This is a genomic window from Olivibacter sp. 47, assembly GCF_030372825.1.
Classification (GTDB): Bacteria; Bacteroidota; Bacteroidia; order Sphingobacteriales; family Sphingobacteriaceae; genus Olivibacter; species Olivibacter oleidegradans.
Map to the genome: position 1 here is coordinate 5,470,651 of NZ_JAUCNR010000001.1, position 22,102 is coordinate 5,492,752.

Below are 22,102 nucleotides of genomic sequence, written 5' to 3' on the forward strand. Positions count from 1 at the left end.
ATCAGAAAAAATGTTACAAAACACTTTATATATGCTGTACGCAAGCGCACATAAAGTGTACGATATCGGACAGTACCAAAACCGAAAAAACACGTAAAAAGCTGATTATTAGCAGCCTATTTTTATGGCACAAGCTTGTATAGTTGTTAAACGAGCAAAAAGGATATTTTCTTGCCGTATAAAGAATAAAATGGACAGAGCACTACCAAAAAAGAAATGGAATAATAAGCGGATAGCTACCGTTGCAGGGATTGTGGGCATTGGGGCCTTGATTTTCTCTAGCTATTATTTTACCTCGGGAAAATCAAAATTAAATGTTGACGCAGAAAGAATAACTATATCAGAAGTATCCGAAGGTCCATTCCGCGAGTTTATCCCCGTAAACGGTATGGTCATGCCAATCAGTACCATTTATCTAGATGCTTCCGAAGGGGGACGCGTAGAGGAGAAATTTGTCGAAGACGGTGCCATCATGAAAAAAGGCGATCCCATTATGCGTTTATCGAACACGGATTTGGAATTGAGCTTGGTCAATCAGGAAACACAGGTATTAAACTTGCTAACGCAATCGCAGATATCTCAAACAAACGCGCAACAAGCGTCTATCGCTACGCGCAACCAAATGGCAGAGGTAGAAAACGGCTTTAAGGAAGCAACCCGAGAATTTAATCTAAAGAAACATTTATACGACCAAAAAGCAATTGGTCGGCAAGAGTTTGAAAAAGCGCGTAACGAATATACTTATCAGGTTGAACGCATGAAATTGAGTAGAGAAAACCTGCACACCGACTCTATCCGGACGCAGCAATCATTAAGAGAAAGCCGTGAAACCTATGAACGGACACGCAGTGCGCTTGACTTAATGCGTCGTAAAGTAGGCGATTTGATTGTTAGGGCGCCGATAGATGGCCAATTAACAGCTTTTGATGCAGAAATTGGACAAAAGAAGAACCCGGGCGATCGATTTGGCCAATTAGATGTGCTGAGTGGCTTTAAGGTAAAGGCTGATATTGATGAGCATTATATTTCACGTATTTATCCGGATTTAGATGGTGAATTCACCTTGTCGGGTAAAACCTATAAGTTACGCGTTAAAAAGGTCTATACACAGGTCGCTAACGGCCGATTTCAAGTGGATATGGAATTTGACGGTGAAACGCCAAAAGGCATCAGACGTGGACAAACGTTGCAAATACGTTTAGCTTTAAGTGATGAAACAAAAGCAGTGTTGTTACCAAAAGGCGGATTTTATCAACAAACAGGCGGAAACTGGGTATTTAAGTTGAGCTCGGACGGCAAAACAGCTTACCGCGCTGATGTGCAATTAGGAAGACAGAACCCAGATTATTATGAAGTGATTCAAGGTTTGAAACCCGGCGAAAAGGTGGTAACTTCCAGTTACGAAACGTATGATAAGGTGCAGGAGTTGGTGGTAAAATAGCTATCGGTTTTCAGCTGTCGGCTATCGGCTTATGTTATAATTTCGAAACATAACTGTGGATTAATTTTCTGATGATGATGATTTCATTATTTAGTTCTACAGAGGTATTTGTATCTAAAAGTTTTAGTTCTTTACATAAAATGAGTTGATATTGTAACTCGGAAACGGAACCGCTTGCTATTGTGAGGAAACGTTTTAATTCATTATTTGAATTTCGCCCGCAGCCTTCAGCAATATTGGAAGGAATCGATAATGCGGATCTTCTCATTTGAGAAGTTAGACCAAAGAGCTCTTCTTTAGGAAAGCGATTGGTCAGATGATAAATTTTTAACGTCAACTTATGACTACGAAGCCAAAAATCTAGCGTGGTAAAGTCGCGCATAAAAGAAATTCAGATTAAAAACAGAGGTTTAAATATAAAAATAATAAATAAAAGGCAGTTGGTGTGGTTTAAAAATTCTAACACAAAAAAGGAAACTGAAAGCTGATTTCCGATTGCTTATAGCTAAATGACCATGATCAAAATAACTGAACTTCAAAAATTCTACCGTACTGAGGAAGTGGAAACGGTAGCGCTCAACAACCTAAGTATAGAAGTACAAAAGGGTGAGTTTGTAGCAGTGATGGGTCCTTCAGGATGTGGTAAATCCACATTGTTGAATATTATAGGCCTTTTAGATGATCTAGACGAAGGCAGTTATAAATTCAATGATATAGAAGTGGCCCACTTTAACGAGCGGAAACGTTCAGACTTGCGTAAACACAATATTGGTTTCGTTTTCCAAAGTTTCAACTTGATTGACGAGCTAACTGTATTTGAAAACGTAGAGCTCCCGCTGATTTATACGAAAGTGCCGGCCGCCGAACGCAAAAAACGAGTGGAAGAGGTGCTTGAGAAGGTACAGATTATGCACCGTAGAAACCACTTTCCACAGCAACTTTCCGGCGGTCAACAGCAACGGGTTGCCGTTGCCCGAGCGGTGGTTAATAATCCTAAGCTTATCCTCGCGGATGAGCCGACAGGTAACCTGGATTCAAACAACGGTAATGAGGTAATGCAGCTGCTTACTGAATTAAACGAACAAGGGACTACCATTGTAATGGTTACCCACAGCGAACATGATGCGCGTTATAGCGATCGCATTATCCGAATGCTGGACGGGCAAGTTGTGATGACTACGGTGGCGTAAAGTAGGGTTTCGGCTTTAGACCCTAGCAATTAGGGCTAAATTAAAGTTGACGGGCTGAAATCTGATTAAAAGGAATAGCTATGCTAAAGAATTACTTTAAAAGCGCTTTCAGAAGCTTGGCGAAAAGCAAGCTTTATGCGGCCATTAATATTATTGGCCTATCGGTAAGTCTAGCGGCTTCTGTATTACTTTTATTATGGGTTTGGGATGAGCTAAGTTTCGATCAGATGCACAGCAAAGGTGACCGAATTTTCAGGGCATCGGGCGCCATTGACAAGGAAATGACGAAAATATGGAGTACCTCTGCTCCTTTGGCTGTTTTCGGAAAAAATGAATTGCCCGCCGTAGAAGACGCCTGTAGAATCAATACTTGGCAGGAAACCTTAGTGGATTACAAAGGTAAGAAATTCAAAGAAAGCGTCTACTATGTCGATCCCAGCTTCTTTTCCATATTTGACTTTCCATTGATTGCAGGAAACGAAAAACAACCTTTTCCCGATAAACATTCTATTGTCCTAAGCAAGTCGCTAGCCGAAAAAATTTTCGGCAAAGAAGAAGCTGTTGGCAAAGTGGTAAAAGCGCTTGAGGGTATCAGCTTTCGGGTTTCGGGTGTTATTGAGGATATACCAAAAAATTCGAGCATACGTAATGATTTTTTCATTCCATTTGATCAATTAAATGAAGGTCGCGAGAGCAACCCAATCAACGCCGATTGGGGAAATTTTGGCTACGACACCTATTTTCTTCTAAAATCCGAAGTAAACGCAAAAGAAGTTGGGCTACAACTAGCCGCTCTTCATAAAAAAAACCAGTCGAGCGATTTCTTTAAAGACCTTGTCTATTTAATGCAGCCCTTACATAAAATTCATCTTTATGATCCCAAAGGAGACGAACAAGGCATGCGCCAGGTTAAAATATTTACCTTAATTGCCCTCGTAATTTTATTAATTGCCTGTATCAATTATATAAACCTTGTTACAGCAAGGTCTGCTAGGCGAAGCAAAGAAGTAAGTGTAAGGAAAGTAGTAGGCGCCAATCGTACGCATCTGTTTTTACAGTTCTTAACCGAATCACTGGTTGTTTTTCTAATCTCCATGCTCCTTTCCTGGTTGTTCAGCTTTTTAGCCATGCCTATCTACAACCAGTTGTCGGGAAAGGAAATGAGCTTTAGCTTATTTGATAGCCGCGTTTGGGCATTATTTGGTGCTGCCTTGATATTAGTATTACTAATGGCCGGAATCTATCCCGCAATAACACTATCACGATTTAATCCTGCTTTAGGACTTAAGGGCCTTTTGCCTCGATTGGGTAGCAGTGGCTCTTTCCGCAAAGTATTAGTTGTATTGCAATTCACCTGCTCCGTTGTCCTCATTGTTTCTACGATTGTTATTGCAAAACAGCTTTCCTTTATACAGAATAAAAACTTAGGGTATGACAAAGAGAATATTTTAACCTTCGGTGCCTATAATTTCGGAAAGCATTACGCTGCTGTTCGGAGCGAGTTGGAAAACAATCCAAGCATTTTAGGCGTAACGGTATCAAGCCAAGGCGTTATTGATCTCGCAAGCGCTACCGGGGACATTGTATGGGAAGGGAAACCCGATAATATGGGCAATTTTATGATCAATCAGATCTCCGCCGATCGAAATTTCCTACAGGTATTGAACATGAGGTTGGCTGAAGGAAAAGGCTTCTCGGGAACACCTGCAGATAGCGGTTATTACATCTTAAACGAACAGGCGATCGCCCAGATGAATATAGAAAATCCTGTGGGAAAAACCATTAGTTTCCATGACAAGCCTGGCATTATTGCAGGGGTTGTCAAAGATTTTCATTTCAAAAATATGCGAAACGCCATTGAGCCCTGTCTCATTTTTATGGACGAGAACTGGGGTTGGCAAGCGATGTATGTTAAGATAAAGCCACAACAAGCACAACAGGCGATTGCAGCGATAGAAACTTTATGGAAGAAATACAATGCCGATTATGATTTCAACTACCAATTCATGGATGAGGCTTTTGACAATATGTATAAAAGCGATATGCGCGCAGGCAGGCTATTCAACATCTTTGCGGGCATTGCGATTCTACTTTCTTGTCTAGGTTTATTTGGCTTGGTAACCTATACAGCCGAAACCAAGTTTAAGGAAATCGGTATACGTAAAACTTTAGGAGCCAGCGTAAGCAACATAATTTTATTGATATCAAAAGATTTCATGAAGCTGGTCGGCATATCGTTCATCCTGTCGTTTCCAATCGCCTGGTGGATGATGAGTAAGTGGTTAGAGAATTATGTGTATCGTACGGAGCTTCACGGTTGGGTTTTCATTGCCGCAGGACTTATAGCTTTTGCCATCGCTGGACTTACCGTTTGCGGGCAATCGTTAAAAGCGGCAAAAAACAATCCGATAAAGGCAATTCGAACGGAGTAATGAGTTGCGGCTTTTAGCTGTTTTCCGGAAGTTATACGTTTTATCTGCCTGCGGTCGGCAGCAGTTATACGTTATAGTCAATTAACAGCGCTGATAACAAAGTTTTGACCTCTTTGACGGATAAACAAATTACGATCGAGATCAAGGGGCTGAATACTAACACCTAAAAGCTAATGAGCTATGCTTAAGAATTATCTTAAAACTGTATTTAGAAATTTGTTTAACAACAAAAGCTATGCTGTTATTAACATACTGGGGCTATCCGTTAGTTTAAGCGCTGTCATTTTAATTGAGCAGTAACTCTAAGTAACGACAAAATAGATTCGATCACTGCTTATAGCGCTAACGGCTTATGCCTAATAGCTGGCAGCTAAAAGCTAAAAATCATGATAAAAAATTATTTAAAAATCGCCTGGCGGAATATCTGGAAAACCAAAGCTTTTTCCATTATCAACATTTGTGGCTTGGCAGTTGGGATGACGGCCTGCTTTCTTATTGCGCTTTACGTCAATTTCGAACGAAGTTACGACCGGTATCATGAAAAAGCTGATCGCATTTATCGCTTGGTGTGCGATGTCAAGACACCCACAGAAACCATCAATGCGAATATCACGTCAGGCCCCATGGCAATGTATGCCGCTAAAGATCTTCCGGAGATCGAAAACTACGTGCGTTTACTGCCCAATAGTTTGTTAATACGAAAAGATAATATCAAATATCAGGAAAGCGCCGTATTCTTTGCTGACTCCTCCCTTTTCCAACTATTTGATTTTCCGCTACTAGCAGGAAGCCCGGAAACGGTATTAAAAGAGCCTTTTAGCGTGGTTCTATCCGAATCGGCAGCCAAAAAATATTTTGGAAAGGAAAATCCAATCGGTAAAAGCTTGCTACTGACCGATGAAGGTTTCAACAGCAAAGTTACAGGTGTGATGAAAGATATTCCTGAAAATTCGCAGTTTAAAGGAGACGTGTTTGTTTCTATGGTCACCCTGATTAAAATGGCCAATTTTAAATTTGATGAGCAATGGGGTAATTTTGGTTTCACTTCTTATTTACTTCTTAAACCGAATACTGATCCTTCCTTATTAACCGCTAAATTTCCCGCTTTTTTAACTAACCGTGTCGGTAAGGAAATGGATCAGTCCAAGATGCATTACACCCTATTTTTAGAGCCTCTTAAAGACGTTTATCTTTATTCAAAACGAGGTGGTTTTGAAAACGGCAATATCAACAATGTTTATGTTTTTGCTATTGTAGCGCTATTCATCCTACTTATAGCCTGCATTAATTTTATTAACCTTTCCACGGCCAGAGCGGTTGAAAGAGCCAAAGAGGTAGGAATCAGAAAAGTGGTTGGCGCCTATCGCATACAAATTACCCGGCAATTTATCAGTGAATCCATATTAATCTGTTTATTAGCTTTTGTAATTTCCATTTTGCTCTGTCTGGTCTTGATTCCTTATTTTAATTTTCTTGCAGGCAAAGAAATTAGTGGAGGTATATTTCACCACCCTACGTATATCCTTATTTTATTTTTGTTAGCCTGCTTAATCGGGTTACTTGCAGGTATTTATCCGGCACTTGTATTATCCTCTTTTAAACCCGTAACCGTGTTAAAAGGTAAATTTTCGTCTAACACAAAAGGTTTACTATTGAGAAAAACCTTAGTTGTGGTACAGTTTGTGGTTTCCATTGCGCTGATTGCAGGCACCTTGATTGTAAACCGTCAACTTGCATTTATGCGAAATCAAAATCTGGGCTTCAATAAAGAACAAGTATTGGTTTTGCAAACAAACGGAGATGCCAAGAGCAGAATCTTAAAGGACGCAATAACCAGCGTGCCTGGCGTATTAGCTAGCGCTGTATCCAGATCGGTCCCGGGTGGTGGGAACCCGGTGGCTTATTCTGAAATTGAGAACAAGCAAGGCGATATGCAGATCGCAAACCTCCCGGTCTATTTTGTAGACTATAATTACCTTCCCCTATATAAAATTGAACTGGTGGCCGGCCGCATGTTTTCGCCCGACTTTGGAACAGATACTGCGCAAGCTATGATTTTAAATGAAAGTGCCGTTAAACTCTTCGGTTATGCAAAACCAGCGGACGCCATTGGTAAAAAATATTCTCAATGGGGAAGCGAAGGTAAAATCATCGGAGTGATCAAAGATTTCCATTTTAAATCCCTACAGTCGAAAATAGAGCCCCTCAGCATGCGTTATGGGCAAGGAAACGGAGGCGGTATGGTATCACTCAAAATAGATGGCCAACATATAAACACGGCCTTGAAGTCAATTGAAAAAAAATGGCAGGAGATTATTCCGAATCGTCCTTTTGAATACTTTTTTGCTGACGAATTTTTTGATAGGCAATATCGTTCAGAAAATCGATTCGGTAATTTATTTTTCAATTTCGCAATGCTCGCTATTTTTATTTCCTGCTTGGGCTTGTTAGGTTTGGTGTCCTATCATACCACACAGCGATATCGGGAAATCGGCATACGGAAAGTTTTAGGGGCCAATATATCAACCATCGTAAAGTTGTTATCTTTTGATTTCTTGAAATTAGTAATAATCGCTTTGCTTGTTGCGTCTCCATTGATGTGGTTTTTAATGGATAAATGGTTGGATGATTTTGAATATCAAACCACCATCAATATCTGGATTTTTATATTGGCGGGAAGCATTGCCATTGGTATTGCCTTGATCGTTATTGGGTCGCAAACTATACGCGCAGCATTGACCAACCCTGTTGAGTCATTACGCAATGAGTAACTTGGTGTTGGTTATTGGTAATCAGTTATTGGTTATTGGTTATTCGTTATTGGTTACTCGTTATTGGTAATCAGTTATTCGTTATTGGTTATTGGTTATTGGTTATTGGTTACTCGTTATTGGTTATTCGTTATTGGTTATTTGATGAATCGCTGAAACACCTTAAAAGCTAACATTATGTTACAAAACTATTTTGTTTCTACCTGGCGGAATTTATGGAGACACAAATTTTTCTCCCTCGTTAACATCGTTGGATTAGCGATAGGTATCAGCTCATCCTTAGTCATCGCCATGATTGTTCATTATGAGTTTAGTTTCGATCAATTTCAGCTGGATAAAGATCGGATCTATCGAATTGTATTAGACACAAAACGAGATGGCTTTGAGGGACATTCTGCCGCTGTACCCGCCTCTTTGGCTCAGGCAGCTCAAGGAGAAATAACGGGTATTGAGCAAGTAATTCCCATTTATAGTTTTCCCGGTGATGCAAAAGCAGATGTTGAAGTGCCGGCAGGAAGCGTCAACAAAAAGACTTTTAAAAAACAAGAAAGCATTATTTTTACTAATTCTGACTATCTAGCCTTAATGGGGTATAAGTGGTTAGTCGGTAATCCTACCATTGCCTTGACACAACCTTTTCAAGTAGTACTTACCAAGAGTAGGGCCGGGATTTATTTTCCCAAAAAGGATTTGCAGGATGTGCCAGGAAGTACCCTAAGGTATAGGGATATAGAAGTGAGTGTGAGTGGAGTTGTAGATGATTTAGAAAAAATTACCGATTTTCGAAGTAAGGAGTTTATATCACTACCCACATTAGAGAAAACGTCATTGAAAGACGACCTCATGTTAAACGTTTGGGACGATTGGATGGGTTACTCAAATTTACTTGTTAAAATATCGCCACAGGCTCAGCCATCCCAAATAGAGCAAGGACTAAACACGATACTCGCAAAGCATTCCAAAAAAGAGCATTTTTTTTCCGAACTTCATTTAGCGTTACAGCCCTTATCTACCATACATTTTGATGAGCGCTATCAGGGAATGGATATCCGAATCGCTCATAAACCCACTTTGTATGGCTTAATCGCCATTGCGGGCTTTTTATTGCTTTTGGGGTGTATCAATTATGTTAACTTAAGCACGGCACAAGCATCAACACGCGCCAAGGAAGTTGGTATTAGGAAATCGATCGGCGGAAACAAAAAACAACTGGTCGTTCAATTCTTAGGAGAAACTTTTTTTCTGACAACATTTGCTACCGTCCTTTCCATTATCATTATACCGCTGTTACTACAGGCCTTTTCTGCCTTTATACCGGAAGGCCTCACCTTCTCATTCTTAGGTTATCCAAGCATGTTGTTTTCCGTTCTACTCATTGTTTTATTAGTTAGCGTCCTTGCCGGGTTATATCCAGCCTTTGTTCTATCCGGTTATAATCCGATACAGGTTTTGAAGAACCAGCAACTAGTCAGCTTGGGGCAGTCAAGACAAGCGCTGTTACGAAAAGGGTTAACCGTCTCTCAATTTGTTATTGCGCAATTTTTTGTTATATCTACCTTGATTATCAGTAAACAGATTTATTTCGTACTCCATGCAGATATGGGTTTTGCCAAAGAAGCCATTCTTACTTTTCGCACCCCCAGAGATACCATCGCCACCCACCGCATGCAATTCAAGCAACGCTTACAGGCAATTCCGGGTATTGCATCTGTTAGCAATGGATTTCTTGCACCAGCTACAGCGGGCGGAGCCTTTGCCAATGTTAGCTATTTCAACGGGAAAGAAGAGTTAAAACCGACTGTTCATGTTAGATGGGGTGACGATGACTTTCTTGATCTATATAATATTCCAATCATTGCCGGGCGAAATGCGATTGCGAGCGACTCGTTAACAGAAATTGTGGTTAATGAACAATTCGCAAAAGAGATCGGTTTTCGGCAACCGGGAGAAGCTTTAGGTCAATTCCTTAAATACAATGACAAAGAAGTTCCTATTGTTGGCATTGTGAAGAATTTTCATACGCAGAATTTGCACGCACAATTAGCACCGCTCATTTTTCAAAACCGCTGGGGAGATATTTTTCACGTAAAACTTCGATCCGCCCATTCCGGTGAAATGAACTGGCAGAAAACAATTTCCGATATGGAAGAACTTTTTAAGGAGAACTATCCCGACGGGGAATTTAATTATGAATTTATGGAAGACAGTATTAAGAAGTTTTATGAGAAAGAGCAAGCTACCGCATCCCTGTTAAACTGGGCAACAGGTTTAACTATTTTAATTAGTTGTTTGGGCCTGTTAGGTTTGGTGCTTTATACCACAAACAGTCGAACAAAGGAAGTAGGCATTCGCAAAGTGTTGGGAGCATCTATTGTTCAACTTATTAGCCTATTGGCGAAGGATTTTATCAAACTCATCCTTATCGCTTTTATTGTCGCTTCTCCTTTAGCTTGGTGGGCCGCGCATCGGTGGCTTGACAATTTTGCCTATAAAACGCCTGTCGGCTGGTGGGTTTTTCTAGTGAGTGGATTGGGAATGCTTTTGTTAGCAGTTTTATTATTGAGTGTGCAAACGTTCAAAGCAGCCGCAGCTAATCCGGTAAATAGTTTGCGGGATGAATAGCTTTTAGAAGCTAGCAGCCATCTGATATCGGTTTTCTGTTTAATTAAAAACAGATTGCTGACAGCAAAAATCTCACAGCTAACCGCCATGCAACATTTAATTTCGATTTGCGTCTTTTAGAAAAAAAATCATGAATAAGCTTACTCTTTTTTTCATTGCCATTTATAGCAGCTATTTTTTGGCATCGGCACAAGATACTCCTTCGCCCTATTTAACGAAATCATTGCGAAGTGAAAATATCCGCTCGGTAGATCTACAAACTTCCGGCGGTAGTTTAACGGTTGAAGGTGTAAATGACTCCGAAGCTCGTCTTGAAGTATTTGTGCAAGGTAATAACGGAAATAATCGCCTAAGCAAAGAAGAAATCGAGCAACGGCTAAAAGACAGTTACGACTTACAAATTAGTTCCAATAACGGGCAACTCATCGCAATTGCCAGACCAAAAAGCGGGTTTAAAAACTGGAAGAAGTCGGTATCCATTTCGTTCAAAGCTTATGTGCCTAAAGCAGCATCAGCAAAGTTGAAAACCAGTGGTGGTAGCCTTTCCCTTAATGGCATTAATGGTTATATCGAAGGAGCAACTTCCGGCGGCAGTATCAAAGTAGCTCATGTAAAAAACAATGTAAACCTAAAAACCAGTGGCGGAAGTATTAATGCAGATGATGTTACGGGGAATCTGCTACTACATACATCAGGCGGTTCCATCAAATTGAGTAATTTAAAAGGAAAAATTGATGCGCGGACCAGCGGTGGAAGTATAGGAGCCAATGATATTAGTGGCGAACTACTGGCAAAAACCTCTGGCGGCAGTATTCGGGTTGATCGCATGGCAGGTAGTGCTGATCTGGCAACAAGCGCCGGCAGTACTTCGGTTAATATGGTAAATATAGATAAATACTTAAAAATCGATGTTTCTGCCGGAAGTGTTAACCTCCAGCTTCCTATGGATAAAGGCTTAGACTTGAATTTATCAGCAGGAAAGATTAATCTTCCCTCTTTAAATAACTTTGCAGGAACGAAGGAAAAAGATCGTGTGGTAGGGAAATTGAACGGAGGTGGAGCTGACGTGGATGTCCACGTAAGTGTCGGGAATTTAAACCTTGAAGCAAATTAGTAGATTAACCTTTCACTATATATGCCACAATTTTTAATACATTTTGTGGCATATAACCTCATTATCCAGCCAAAAACCTGCGCATTTCTGTGATATCAGTTCATCTTTTCTTCAATTAACGGGTATAGTGCCAAATAAATCGTGCGTTTCGTCGTATTTTTATAGATAACAGCAGCAGACAAATTATTAAATCGCTCCTGGATAGTTTCATCCCTTCGTTGGGGAGTGAAGCCTTATATATCGTTGATAATAAAAATGATGATACTACTTTCTCTTCGCAAAAGGCATTTCGTAAACATTCTTTGGCTATCCATTCTCTTATTAAGCGCTTGTAAAAAAAGCGATGATCATGAATTACCCGGCATCCAAATTACTTCCGCTGAATATGACGGAAAACTCCTTTTCGTAAACAAAAACAACTTCCAAATAACGACGAACAGGGATGCTATCTTTAGCTCCGATGATAGTCGTGTCAAGATGGATGCTAACGGTTTAGTAAAACGCCTAACCTCGGGAGAGGTGGTTGCTATTGATATTGCTCCCAAAGAACAACCCGAAAACAAAACGCGCTTTTATCTATTGGGGGCTACCGACACAAACCATGATAAGCCCCAAATCACCTATAATGGAAAAGGAGCTACTGACACTTATAATTCCTACTTAAAAGGTTGGGCAACCTTACAAAAATTGCCTGTTAGTAACGAGACATATGCGCTTGTTTTACGTCATGCGGATGCCGATCAGGGCGTGGATTATTCTTTGAATCATGATGATGCCGGTCCGGCTAACTGGTGGAAATCAAAGGACAAAGCACTGGCACGCCAATTGAATGAAGAAGGGCGGATCCGCGCGCGCGAGTTAGGGGCCAATCTTAAAGCGCTTGGCTACCCTATTAGTCGGGTCTACGCCAGCGAATTCAATCGTGCAATAGAGACGGTGGAACTGATGGAACTTAATTTGCCGATCAAACAAGATAGTTTGCTGAATCATCCTTCACATAATAAAGGAGATCTGTTTAAGGGCTTAATTAGAATATTGCAAGGAACGCCAATAGATAACGAAATCACTTTGCTATCCACCCATCATCCCATTAATGAAATTATCATTAGTGGCGGTTATCCAACATTTCCCGACGTCTCTCCTTTCAACTGGACCGGCATGTATTTCGTAAAGATCGCCCCCGACAAAACCCTTACCTATGAAGGCGCTGTCTCTTGGGGTATGGTGAATTATTGGAGACACTTATCCAAACCATAAACCAGTGGAAAGTTAATGTATATCCATTCTAAATAAAAAATTCCTCTTCTATCCATAAGGAAGCTGCATTTATTAACGGCATAAGCCCTATCTTTGAGGAAGTTCAGTAGCCCTGAGTTTACGTTTTATCATTTTAATAACCGCTCGTTATGGACGATTTCCTCGCCGCCCGTTCTCAAATGGCCCTCTCCCTTGGCTTTCATATTATCTTTGCCTGTATTGGTATGGTAATGCCCTTCTTTATGGCCATTGCCCATTATAAATGGCTTCGGACAGGCGAACAGGTATATAAAAACGTCACGAAGGCGTGGAGTAAGGGAGTCGCGATTTTTTTTGCTACGGGGGCGGTCTCCGGTACGGTACTTTCTTTTGAGCTAGGTTTGCTGTGGCCAACCTTTATGGAACATGCCGGGCCTATTTTTGGAATGCCTTTTTCACTGGAAGGAACGGCTTTTTTCATTGAGGCTATCGCTTTAGGATTCTTCTTGTATGGATGGGATAAATTCAATCCGTGGTTTCACTGGTTTACAGGCGTTATTGTAGGGGTAAGTGGTTTGGCTTCGGGTATACTCGTGGTGGCGGCTAATGCGTGGATGAACAGTCCGGCGGGCTTTGAATATGTAGATGGCAAATACACCAACATTAATCCAATAGATGCTATGTTCAATGATGCCTGGTTTTCACAGGCGCTTCACATGACCCTAGCGGCCTTCGCAGCAACCGGTTTTGCAGTCGCAGGGGTTCACGCGTTTATGATCAAAAAAGGAAAGAACATCAATTTTCACGAAAAGGCTTTTCGGATTGCGGCTATTTTTGCCACTGTTGCTGCGGTATTGCAACCATTGAGCGGCGATATATCGGCAAAAGATGTTGCAAAGAGACAACCTGCCAAGCTTGCAGCAATGGAAGCGCATTTCAAAACAGAAAAAGAAGCACCCTTAATTATTGGAGGTCTCGTAGATGAGAAGGCAAACGAGGTAAAATATGCCGTGAAGATACCTGGCTTATTAAGTTGGATGGCTCATGGAAATAGCAAAGCAATTGTTACCGGTTTAGATCAAATCCCGAAAAATTATCATCCTCCAATAGCTATTACACACTATGCCTTTCAGGTAATGGTAGGACTCGGCATGCTGATGCTGTCACTTTCTATCATTTATTTCATCACCCTGGCTAAGAAGCGCTCATGGCTGCGTAGCCCCTGGCTCTTAAACTTATTCATCCTCGCCATTCCCTTAGGTTTTATTGCTATTGAGGCGGGATGGATGGTCACTGAAATTGGGAGGCAGCCCTGGATTATTTATGGTATTATGCGAACTGTTGATGCAGTTACGCCCATGCCCGGAATCGTTTATTCTTTTTATTTATTTACAGCCGTATATGTTTCCTTGTCGATCATCGTGGCGTTTCTACTTTACCGGCAAATTAAGATGGTTGGGTGGGTTTATGATGTGTAGAAGCTATCGGAGATCAGCTCTCGGCTCATTAAAGAAAAGAATAAAATTAGTATTAAAGATTGAACCTAGCTGACAGCTGGTAGCTGAAAGCCGAAAACCGTTAACATGTTATACATAGTCATCGCATTTCTTTGGACCTCCATTTGGTTATACCTGCTATTAGGCGGGGCAGATTTTGGTGCCGGTATTATTGAATTAATAAGCAAGCGCGAGCATAAAAGCAAGACACGGCATACCATGTATCGTGTTATCGGTCCCATTTGGGAGGCAAACCACATGTGGCTTATCATAGCCATTGTTATTTTGTTTGTTGGCTTTCCGAAAATTTATACAACCATGTCCATTTTTGTCCATATTCCGTTGACGGCCATGTTGCTGGGAATTATCGCGAGGGGGACAGCCTTTGTTTTTCGAAATTACGACGCTGTTGAAGATCGTATGCAAAGCATATACAATCGCATTTTCGTTTACTCCAGTGCTATTACCCCTTTTTTCCTTGGCATCATTGCCGCAAGCACCGTCAGCCGTAAGATAGATGTGGGCGCGACAAATTTTTTGTCGGCTTACGTTGATAGCTGGCTAAATAGTTTCGGGATAGCGGTAGGGCTTTTCACGGTATGTATTTGCGGCTTTTTAGCCGCCATTTACATTATTGGCGAAGTGCATTCTTCAGATGACAGACAGCACTTTATTCGTGTGGCTAAAAAAATGATTGTAGCGGCTTTCGTGGCAGGAGGGCTTGTTTTTATTGCTGCACATTATGAGCAAATCCCTTTGTTGGATTGGATTTTCGGACATTGGATAGGTTCATTGGCGATTGGAGCGGCCAGTATTTCCTTAATATTCTTGTGGATATCTTTAAGTAAAAATCGAGCGATTCTCATCCGTTTATTGGCAGGCTTCCAGGTAAGCATGATTTTGCTGGCCGCCACCTACATTCACTTTCCAAAGATAATCCTTTTGAAAGGAGGCGCGTCGCTATCCCTAGTTGAAGATGCCGGTTTAAATAAAACAATAGAAGCGTTGGCCTGGGCACTCCTACTGGGAAGTATTTTTATTTTGCCGGCCCTATTTTACCTAATTTATAGCTTTGAAAAGAAGAAGGGCATTGCCCATTAAAAAAAGAGAAGGCCAACACCATCTGCCGGCCTTCTCTTTTTAGAAGCTATAAGTAACCGTTAACCTATAATTTCTTGGAGCTTCGGTTTGCCAGTAATAACTGCTCAACCAATTATAATAGGAGCCACTAAATAAGTATTTATCGAAGATATTAAAGGCATTAGCCGTTATACGCATTTTCCTCCCTTCCCAAAAAATGCCACCATCTACTTTATGGTAGTCAGGTAATCTTAGCTGTCCTTCACCCCAGTTATCTGTCGCACGATTTAACAATCCCGTATAGCCCATGGATACGCCCACTCCATTTAGCGCTTTCACCGGCAGTTTATAATTTAACCACCCGTTAATTACATGTTTAGCGAAGCCCGGCATCACCTGACCTACCGTCACACTTGTTACGCCTGGAGTAACTTTATTGACCTTCGAATCAGTATACGCATAATTAGCAACGACGCTTAGATTTGCACCAATGCTTCCTCTAGCATCAAACTCAAAACCTTGGGCTTTCTTCTGTCCTAAAACAATGCTGGTAGGGTTGGTGGGTGTGCTATTAGGGCCTGTGGTGAGTTCATTGTTTTTCAAAATTCTGTAAACTGATAATGTTGTGCTTAGATTACCGTCAAACCACTCATTCTTGATTCCGAATTCGGTATTATTACCCGTTATGGGTTTCAACTTCCCTCCATTTTCAATTGTTCCGGAAGCGCTCTGCGGAACAAAAGCCTGATCATAGACAGCGTAAACGGAAGCACTCGGATGAATCGAGTAGCTTAGTCCTAGTCGTGGAGTAAAGCGTTTCGCTTCGTCTGCACTTTCACCATAATATTGGCGTACATAAGTATAACGTCCTGCCAGTGTCAATCTTAGTTTATTCTCAAAAAAACCCAGTTCGTCCTGAAAATATAATCCCGTATAGCGCTGACCTTGCAACCCACCTGCTGCTAAAGCTCTCGCCTCTAAATCAGTGCTTCTATCAAAATTTGGTAGTCCATTCGTCGAATTCCGTAAGAGGGATTAAGTGGATCAAAGTACAAAGTGGCACTATCGCGGTCTAAATCATGTGATTGTCCCCAATCAGCAATATAAGTCTTTTTTCCCATATCGATACCGGCAAGTATACGATGCCGGACGGAACCCGTTTGTATATCACCATTTACAAAAACCTGCCCGAGCCCCATACGACCTTGGGCGTCCCAGATACCTACATTTCTTATCAATGTTCTATCAGCATTAACTTTTGAGGGCCAGGAGCTGTAGCCAACCTGATCATAGAAGAAATACGATCCCTGTGCAGTTAATCTCCAATGATCATTAAACTTATGTTCCAAGGTTAGAAATAAACTGTGGTCATCGATATTGGTGGGTGGAATACCCGGATTCGTCATGGTAAAATCTACCGGTAGCGTGGCATAGCCGCCCGCCTCCGGCCCGAACACATAGTAAGACCCAACCTCGGTCATCCGTACATGCTGCAAGGTATATTCAGCGGTAAGCTTGGTTTGCTCATCTACTTGATAAGAGATGACGGGAGCAATACTATACCGATCATTATACTCATAGGGACGATGCGAGGCCTTATTCTGGCCCATAACATTCAATCTATACAAGAGCTTTCCGTCCTTACTTAATTTTCCATCCAAATCGAGTGTTCCTCTTAATAAGTCAAAGCTTCCTACCGTAAAGCTCGCTTCGCCCTTTGTAATACCGGTAGGCTTTTTGGTGACAACATTATACAATCCGCTTGGATCACCATTAGCCAGCATAAACCCGGCGGGTCCTTTGACAAATTCGATATGGTCAACAAAGCTCATGTCTTCGGTTAGGGGCCCAGTAAGAACCGACAACATTAAACCCATTTCTAAACGCTTGGATCTGCGAACCACGCATGTTGATGTTCGCATACAAATCACCCCAATGCTCTAAGCGAACAGCTCCGCTAACGTTGCGAATCAGCCCGTCACTCATACTAACGATTTGTTGATCGGCCAACACCTTATTGGTCACAACTTGAATATTTTGAGGGATTTCCAATAATGGTTCATTTAAGCGCAAGCTTGTTGAAGTAGTATCCACCTTATACTGCTTCTTCTGACTGGAAATAACGACCTCTTGGAGTTGTTCATTGGTTGCCTGCACTACAAAATCTTCAATCAGTTCGTTTCCATCGAAATGAATGAGCCGTTCTTGTTTTTGAATACCGACAGCTGATAAAATGAGCGTATGCTCGCCCGCCTTGACACCCTGAATTTCATATCCACCTGCGCTATTTGTTTTTCCCCCGATTCGGGTACCTTTAATCCAGAGGGATATACCCGCCGCCGGTTCGTTTGATTGATTGCGTACAGTTCCTTTAATTTGCGCATGGGCCAAATGCATAAAACAAAAACTAAGTACTACAATTAGGTTGAATGATAGTAGTCTTTTCACTTTATTTAGAATAAATCTAGTTAAACAAATTGAGCACAAACCTACAATTTGTTTCAAAATTTGTCAATACATTTTTAGACTTATTTTAAATAAGCAATTAGTAGGACAGTTTTAGCTATCAGCAATCAGTCTAGTCTTAATTTTTACTATTGCCGAAGCTAAATCAGAAGAGTTAGGAGATTACCTAAAATCCTCATCATCCAATTCGTCATCTTCATCCTGTTCAAATGACGAATTGAAAAGACTACCGAACATATCTGAAAAGGCAAACCCTCCGTTCATGATGTTTTTGTTCAATTGAGAATATTCCGCCAATCCGTGCAGAACGAACTCCATCAGAAGCAACTTTTGGTTGTCACTTAGCTTTTTGTGAAACTCCTGAACAACGGTTTTCAATCCAGGCACATGATTTAGAATCATGGCATATTCTTCCGTAGATAAAGCATCATTGATATCCAATTTATTGCCCGCCGTAAACCAATCGATAATATCTTGATATGGATTCGTAACCTTTGTTTTCTTAATTTTCTCAGGATCGGGGAAGTATTGAGCAAACAATGTCTTTATTGCGTTACTGATTAGTTTATTCGCAACATGAATCGGCCCCTCCAATTCGCCTTCATAAACCAGTTCTATCTTCCCTGTAATAGCTGGAATGATCCCTATAAGATCAGATATCCTAGCAAAAGTTTTTTCTTCTTCGGATATAAGCATTCGGCGCTCGGCGGTACTTACTAAATTTTCATAGGCCGAGATTGTCAGACGTGCAGATACACCGGACTTCTGGTCTATAAACTCGCTTTTTCTCGCCTCAAAAGCCACTTGCTCAATCAAGTTTTTCAGTAGGCCGTCGACCTCAATTAAGCTTTTCTGCTGGGGAGAAAGCCTTGCTTCCTGAAAGGTAATCGCTCTCGATACATCAATTGTTTTTGGATAATGTGTTAATATCTGACTTTCGATCCGATCCTTTAGGGGGGTTACAATGGACCCACGATTTGTATAATCTTCCGGGTTAGCGGTAAACACAAACTGGATGTCCAACGGTAACCGTAACTTGAAGCCTCGAATCTGAATATCCTTCTCTTGTAGCATATTAAAAAGGGCTACTTGTATCCTTGCCTGCAAATCCGGTAATTCATTGATTACAAAAATACCTCGATGTGCTCTCGGTATCAATCCAAAGTGGATAACACGTTCGTCATTATAGGTAAGTTTTAGGGTAGCCGCTTTAATGGGATCGATATCACCTACCAGATCAGCAACGGTCACATCCGGCGTTGCCAGCTTTTCCGTATAACGCTCGCTCCGATGCAACCATGCGATTGGTGTATCTTCGCCTTTCGCCGCTATCTCACTCTTGGCGAACCAGGAAATCGGATTCAAGGGATCATCAAATATTTCACTTCCTTCTACATAGGGTATATATTCATCCAATAGGTTAACCATTAGACGTGCTATTCTTGTCTTTGCTTGGCCCCGAAGACCTAGTAAAAGGATATTATGACGCGAAAGGATAGCGGTTTGCAGTTCAGGTATAACCGTTTCATCATATCCCAAAACGCCTTCAAAACCCTCTTCTTTACTTTTTAACTGTTTGATCAGATTTTCTCTTAATTCTTCTTTAACGGATTTACTTTTATATCCAGATGCTTTTAACTCACCTAATGTTTTGATCATAGTTATATTATTAGCTATCAGCCGTAGGCAATCAGCTTTCGGCAGATTTAATTCATACTAAACCTTTTATTACTAATTTACCCGAGTTAGATCAATTACAGGGTAATCAGTCATTGATATTCCTTCGTTACGGACAACAATCTTAATTTTCCTTCTGAAAACCGATAGCTGATTTCTGACAGCTATTTTACCTCACCGTCCGCCTTCTATTCCTAATGTAGTCCTCGAAAATATATTCACCTAATCCCGTTAAAGAGCTGTAGAAGGCTTTCCCGCCATTCACTTGGGTAAATTGTCGGACAAACTGCTGTAAATAGGGATCCCGAGCTATCATAAATGTGGTGATAGGTATCTTTAACCGTTTGCATTGTGCCGCCATGGTGAGTGTCTTATTAATAACCTTGCGGTCTAAACCCATACTATTTTTATAGTACCTTCCGTTCTCCTTCAAGCAAGTTGGTTTGCCATCTGTGATCATGAAGATTTGCTTGTTATGTGTTTTGCGTCTTCGCAGCAAATCAGTCGCCAATTCCAAGCCCGCATAGGTATTCGTATGGTAAGGTCCTACTTGCAAGTAGGGCAAATCTTTCAATGCGATAGGCCAAGCATCGTTTCCAAAAACTACGATATCGAGTGTGTCCTTTGGGTACTTAGTTCGGATCAGCTCTGCTAAAGCCATCGCAACTTTTTTCGCCGGTGTAATTCGATCCTCTCCGTACAAAATCATGCTGTGCGATATGTCAATCATCAGCACTGTGGAGGTAAGTGTCTTATAATCTCTTTCCTCGACTTCTAAATCACGCTCCGTTAAGGTGAAATTTTGCAATCCGTGATTAATCTGCGCATTGTGGATGGAAGCTGTTATGTCAATTTGGTCAAGGCTATCTCCGTATTGGTATTCCCTCCGATCAGCATTTTTCTCCTCACCTACTCCGCTGCGATTGCTTCCGTGGTTTCCCTTGCCTGATTTTTTTAATTTCCCGAAGATTTCCTCTAAGGCCGACTGCCGAATAGTTTGTTCCGTTTTAGCCGTAATTTGGAATGAGCCATCTTGCGGATTCTCTTGAAGATAGCCCTTATTTTTAAGGTCCTCAATAAAGTCTCCCATTCCATATTCATCGGTCGTCAGATTATACTGCTTATCCAGCTCATTCATCCATGCTAACGCTTCCGCCGCATCCCCCGCCGTATAATTAAGTAATTGACTAAACAATTTTAACAGACTATCGAAGCCCCCTTTTGGCATATCTGTCGGAACGAATTCCGAAAAGCGAAATCCTCTCATAGCTGCTCCTTCCTTTTCTTATATTGAACACTTATCCGAAGATAAAAGTTTCCTTGGAGATTATTTCTAAGCTAAAGGTCATTTTTAGCTATAGGTCTTCAGAAATCAGTGTTCAGCTATCAGCTCCTACTTAAGTTAAGACTGATAGCTGATCTCCGAAATCTGAAAGCGCTCTTACAGCTTCACTACACAGCCGGTATCCGCGCTTTCGATAGCCGCTTCAATCAACTTCATCGTTTGAACACCCTCTGCCGCGGTAACCGGTTCTATTTGATTATTAACAATAGCCTGGTAAACTCCTTCAAAGAAATCCAGATAGTTTCCCCGTTCAGAAGGGACCCTTTCCCTGAATGCCTTACCATCACGTTCAGCATGCAATATTCCCCACTCACTTTCCGGCTCTTCACACCAGTTATCTGTATTGGGTTTCTCGCCCGCTAGCAACCTATCCTCTTGTTTATCTGCCCTGCTTTTCAGAAAAGAGCCCTCCTTGCCATGTACAATATACGAGGGAGCCATTTCCCGTGCAAGAAAGCCGCCCTTTAACCGTACTCTTTTATCTTCATAATACAAGATTAATTCGAAGTAATCATTTACCTGCGAATTGGTTCGCACTATAGCTAGATCAGCGAAGAGCGCCCTTGGATAGCCAAAAAGGGATAAGGCTTGATCGATCATATGAGGACCACGATCTCTTATCAAACCTGCCGCCGGCGAAGGTTCCTCTAAATGTGCCTTCGTATTTAATTTAGGCAAATAAGCTTCATAAGAAAATGTAACCTCTACAATTTCGCCTAAAACACCTGATTTTACGATCTTCTTCACTGTTTTAAAATCACTGTCCCATCGCCGGTTTTGGAAAACCGCTAATTTAAGGTTACGCTCCTTAGCTAACGCTTCTAATTCTATTGCTTCGGCGGCTGTAATCGTAAAAGCCTTTTCAACAACGGCGTGTTTACCTGCTTCGAGCACCTTCTTTGTAAAATTGTAGTGTGTACCGGTAGGGGTATTGACAATTACCAGTTCGATTGATGCATCGTTTAGAATGGATTCAAACGACGGATAACTAGCAACCGTTGGATAGTCTTTTTGAATAAGCTTTTTACTTCGTTCCCACGAGCCTGTTAACTCAAAGCCCGGATGTAAATCTATGAAGGGCGCATGGAAGACGCTCCCTGACATTCCGTAAGATAATAAAGCAGTTTTAATGGTATGCATCGATAAATTCTATTGGTTTTATTTCAAACCTAGTCTATTTTTCCGAACTTTCGGTTCTTTGAAACAAATTTATTAGGAATCAGTTATCTTAA

General features: G+C 41.2%; 16 protein-coding genes. 9 read left to right on the forward strand and 7 right to left on the reverse strand.

The genetic code is table 11. The features are described 5' to 3' along the window. Window positions 1-190 precede the first annotated feature (190 nt). Window positions 191-1,441 carry an efflux RND transporter periplasmic adaptor subunit gene (locus tag QT327_RS23735; protein ID WP_013664470.1) on the forward strand — a complete coding sequence of 417 codons (1,251 nt, stop codon included), beginning with the start codon at window positions 191-193 and terminating at the stop codon, window positions 1,439-1,441. Between the two features lie 34 nt (window positions 1,442-1,475). On the opposite strand, the gene QT327_RS23740 is transcribed toward QT327_RS23735, so the two are convergent. Continuing rightward, the gene (locus tag QT327_RS23740; RefSeq protein WP_130854729.1) at window positions 1,476-1,823 is read right to left on the reverse strand and encodes a four helix bundle protein; all 348 of its coding nucleotides are present in this window, start codon (window positions 1,821-1,823) and stop codon (window positions 1,476-1,478) included. 133 nt (window positions 1,824-1,956) lie between these two features. On the opposite strand from QT327_RS23740, the gene QT327_RS23745 reads away from it, so the two are divergent. The 8 genes from QT327_RS23745 to QT327_RS23780 all read left to right on the forward strand — a co-directional run bounded on the left by QT327_RS23745 (window position 1,957) and on the right by QT327_RS23780 (window position 15,403). Continuing rightward, on the forward strand, window positions 1,957-2,631 hold the full coding sequence (locus QT327_RS23745) for an ABC transporter ATP-binding protein (RefSeq protein WP_013664472.1): 675 nt from the start codon (window positions 1,957-1,959) through the stop codon (window positions 2,629-2,631). 80 nt (window positions 2,632-2,711) lie between these two features. Continuing rightward, window positions 2,712-5,063, forward strand: a complete 2,352-nt coding sequence (locus QT327_RS23750) for an ABC transporter permease (RefSeq protein WP_289554167.1) — start codon at window positions 2,712-2,714, stop codon at window positions 5,061-5,063. A gap of 386 nt (window positions 5,064-5,449) precedes the next feature. Beyond that, entirely contained in the window at window positions 5,450-7,834 is a 2,385-nt protein-coding gene (locus QT327_RS23755) for an ABC transporter permease (RefSeq protein ID WP_289554168.1), read from the forward strand. A 177-nt stretch (window positions 7,835-8,011) separates the two neighbouring features. Next, window positions 8,012-10,456: an ABC transporter permease gene (locus QT327_RS23760; protein WP_130854725.1), complete on the forward strand. Its 2,445-nt coding sequence runs from the start codon at window positions 8,012-8,014 to the stop codon at window positions 10,454-10,456. A gap of 130 nt (window positions 10,457-10,586) precedes the next feature. Then, window positions 10,587-11,570 carry a DUF4097 family beta strand repeat-containing protein gene (locus QT327_RS23765; RefSeq protein WP_130854724.1) on the forward strand — a complete coding sequence of 328 codons (984 nt, stop codon included), beginning with the start codon at window positions 10,587-10,589 and terminating at the stop codon, window positions 11,568-11,570. 255 nt (window positions 11,571-11,825) lie between these two features. After that, window positions 11,826-12,827: a histidine phosphatase family protein gene (locus QT327_RS23770; RefSeq protein WP_130854723.1), complete on the forward strand. Its 1,002-nt coding sequence runs from the start codon at window positions 11,826-11,828 to the stop codon at window positions 12,825-12,827. Window positions 12,828-12,976: 149 nt separating this feature from the next. Then, window positions 12,977-14,284 carry a cytochrome ubiquinol oxidase subunit I gene (locus tag QT327_RS23775; RefSeq protein ID WP_130854722.1) on the forward strand — a complete coding sequence of 436 codons (1,308 nt, stop codon included), beginning with the start codon at window positions 12,977-12,979 and terminating at the stop codon, window positions 14,282-14,284. A gap of 105 nt (window positions 14,285-14,389) precedes the next feature. Beyond that, the gene (locus tag QT327_RS23780; RefSeq protein WP_013664480.1) at window positions 14,390-15,403 is read left to right on the forward strand and encodes a cytochrome d ubiquinol oxidase subunit II; all 1,014 of its coding nucleotides are present in this window, start codon (window positions 14,390-14,392) and stop codon (window positions 15,401-15,403) included. Window positions 15,404-15,442: 39 nt separating this feature from the next. Here the strand turns inward: QT327_RS23780 and QT327_RS23785 are convergent, their stop codons facing one another. The 6 genes from QT327_RS23785 to QT327_RS23810 form a co-directional block, all read right to left on the reverse strand. Then, window positions 15,443-16,333 (reverse strand): TonB-dependent siderophore receptor, encoded by an 891-nt coding sequence (locus tag QT327_RS23785; protein WP_289554169.1) that lies wholly within the window; start codon window positions 16,331-16,333, stop codon window positions 15,443-15,445. 26 nt (window positions 16,334-16,359) lie between these two features. Further along, complete coding sequence (locus tag QT327_RS23790) at window positions 16,360-17,214, reverse strand: TonB-dependent siderophore receptor (protein ID WP_289554170.1); 855 nt, start codon at window positions 17,212-17,214, stop codon at window positions 16,360-16,362. Next, entirely contained in the window at window positions 17,201-17,830 is a 630-nt protein-coding gene (locus QT327_RS23795; RefSeq protein WP_289554171.1) for a carboxypeptidase-like regulatory domain-containing protein, read from the reverse strand. Before QT327_RS23795 ends, QT327_RS23790 begins: the two co-directional genes overlap by 14 nt. A 180-nt stretch (window positions 17,831-18,010) precedes the next feature. Continuing rightward, the gene (locus tag QT327_RS23800; protein WP_013664482.1) at window positions 18,011-19,507 is read right to left on the reverse strand and encodes a sigma 54-interacting transcriptional regulator; all 1,497 of its coding nucleotides are present in this window, start codon (window positions 19,505-19,507) and stop codon (window positions 18,011-18,013) included. Window positions 19,508-19,694: 187 nt separating this feature from the next. Continuing rightward, complete coding sequence (locus QT327_RS23805) at window positions 19,695-20,792, reverse strand: vWA domain-containing protein (RefSeq protein ID WP_013664483.1); 1,098 nt, start codon at window positions 20,790-20,792, stop codon at window positions 19,695-19,697. A 174-nt stretch (window positions 20,793-20,966) separates the two neighbouring features. Then, window positions 20,967-22,010 carry a Gfo/Idh/MocA family oxidoreductase gene (locus QT327_RS23810; RefSeq protein ID WP_130854720.1) on the reverse strand — a complete coding sequence of 348 codons (1,044 nt, stop codon included), beginning with the start codon at window positions 22,008-22,010 and terminating at the stop codon, window positions 20,967-20,969. Between the last annotated feature and the right edge of the window lie 92 nt (window positions 22,011-22,102).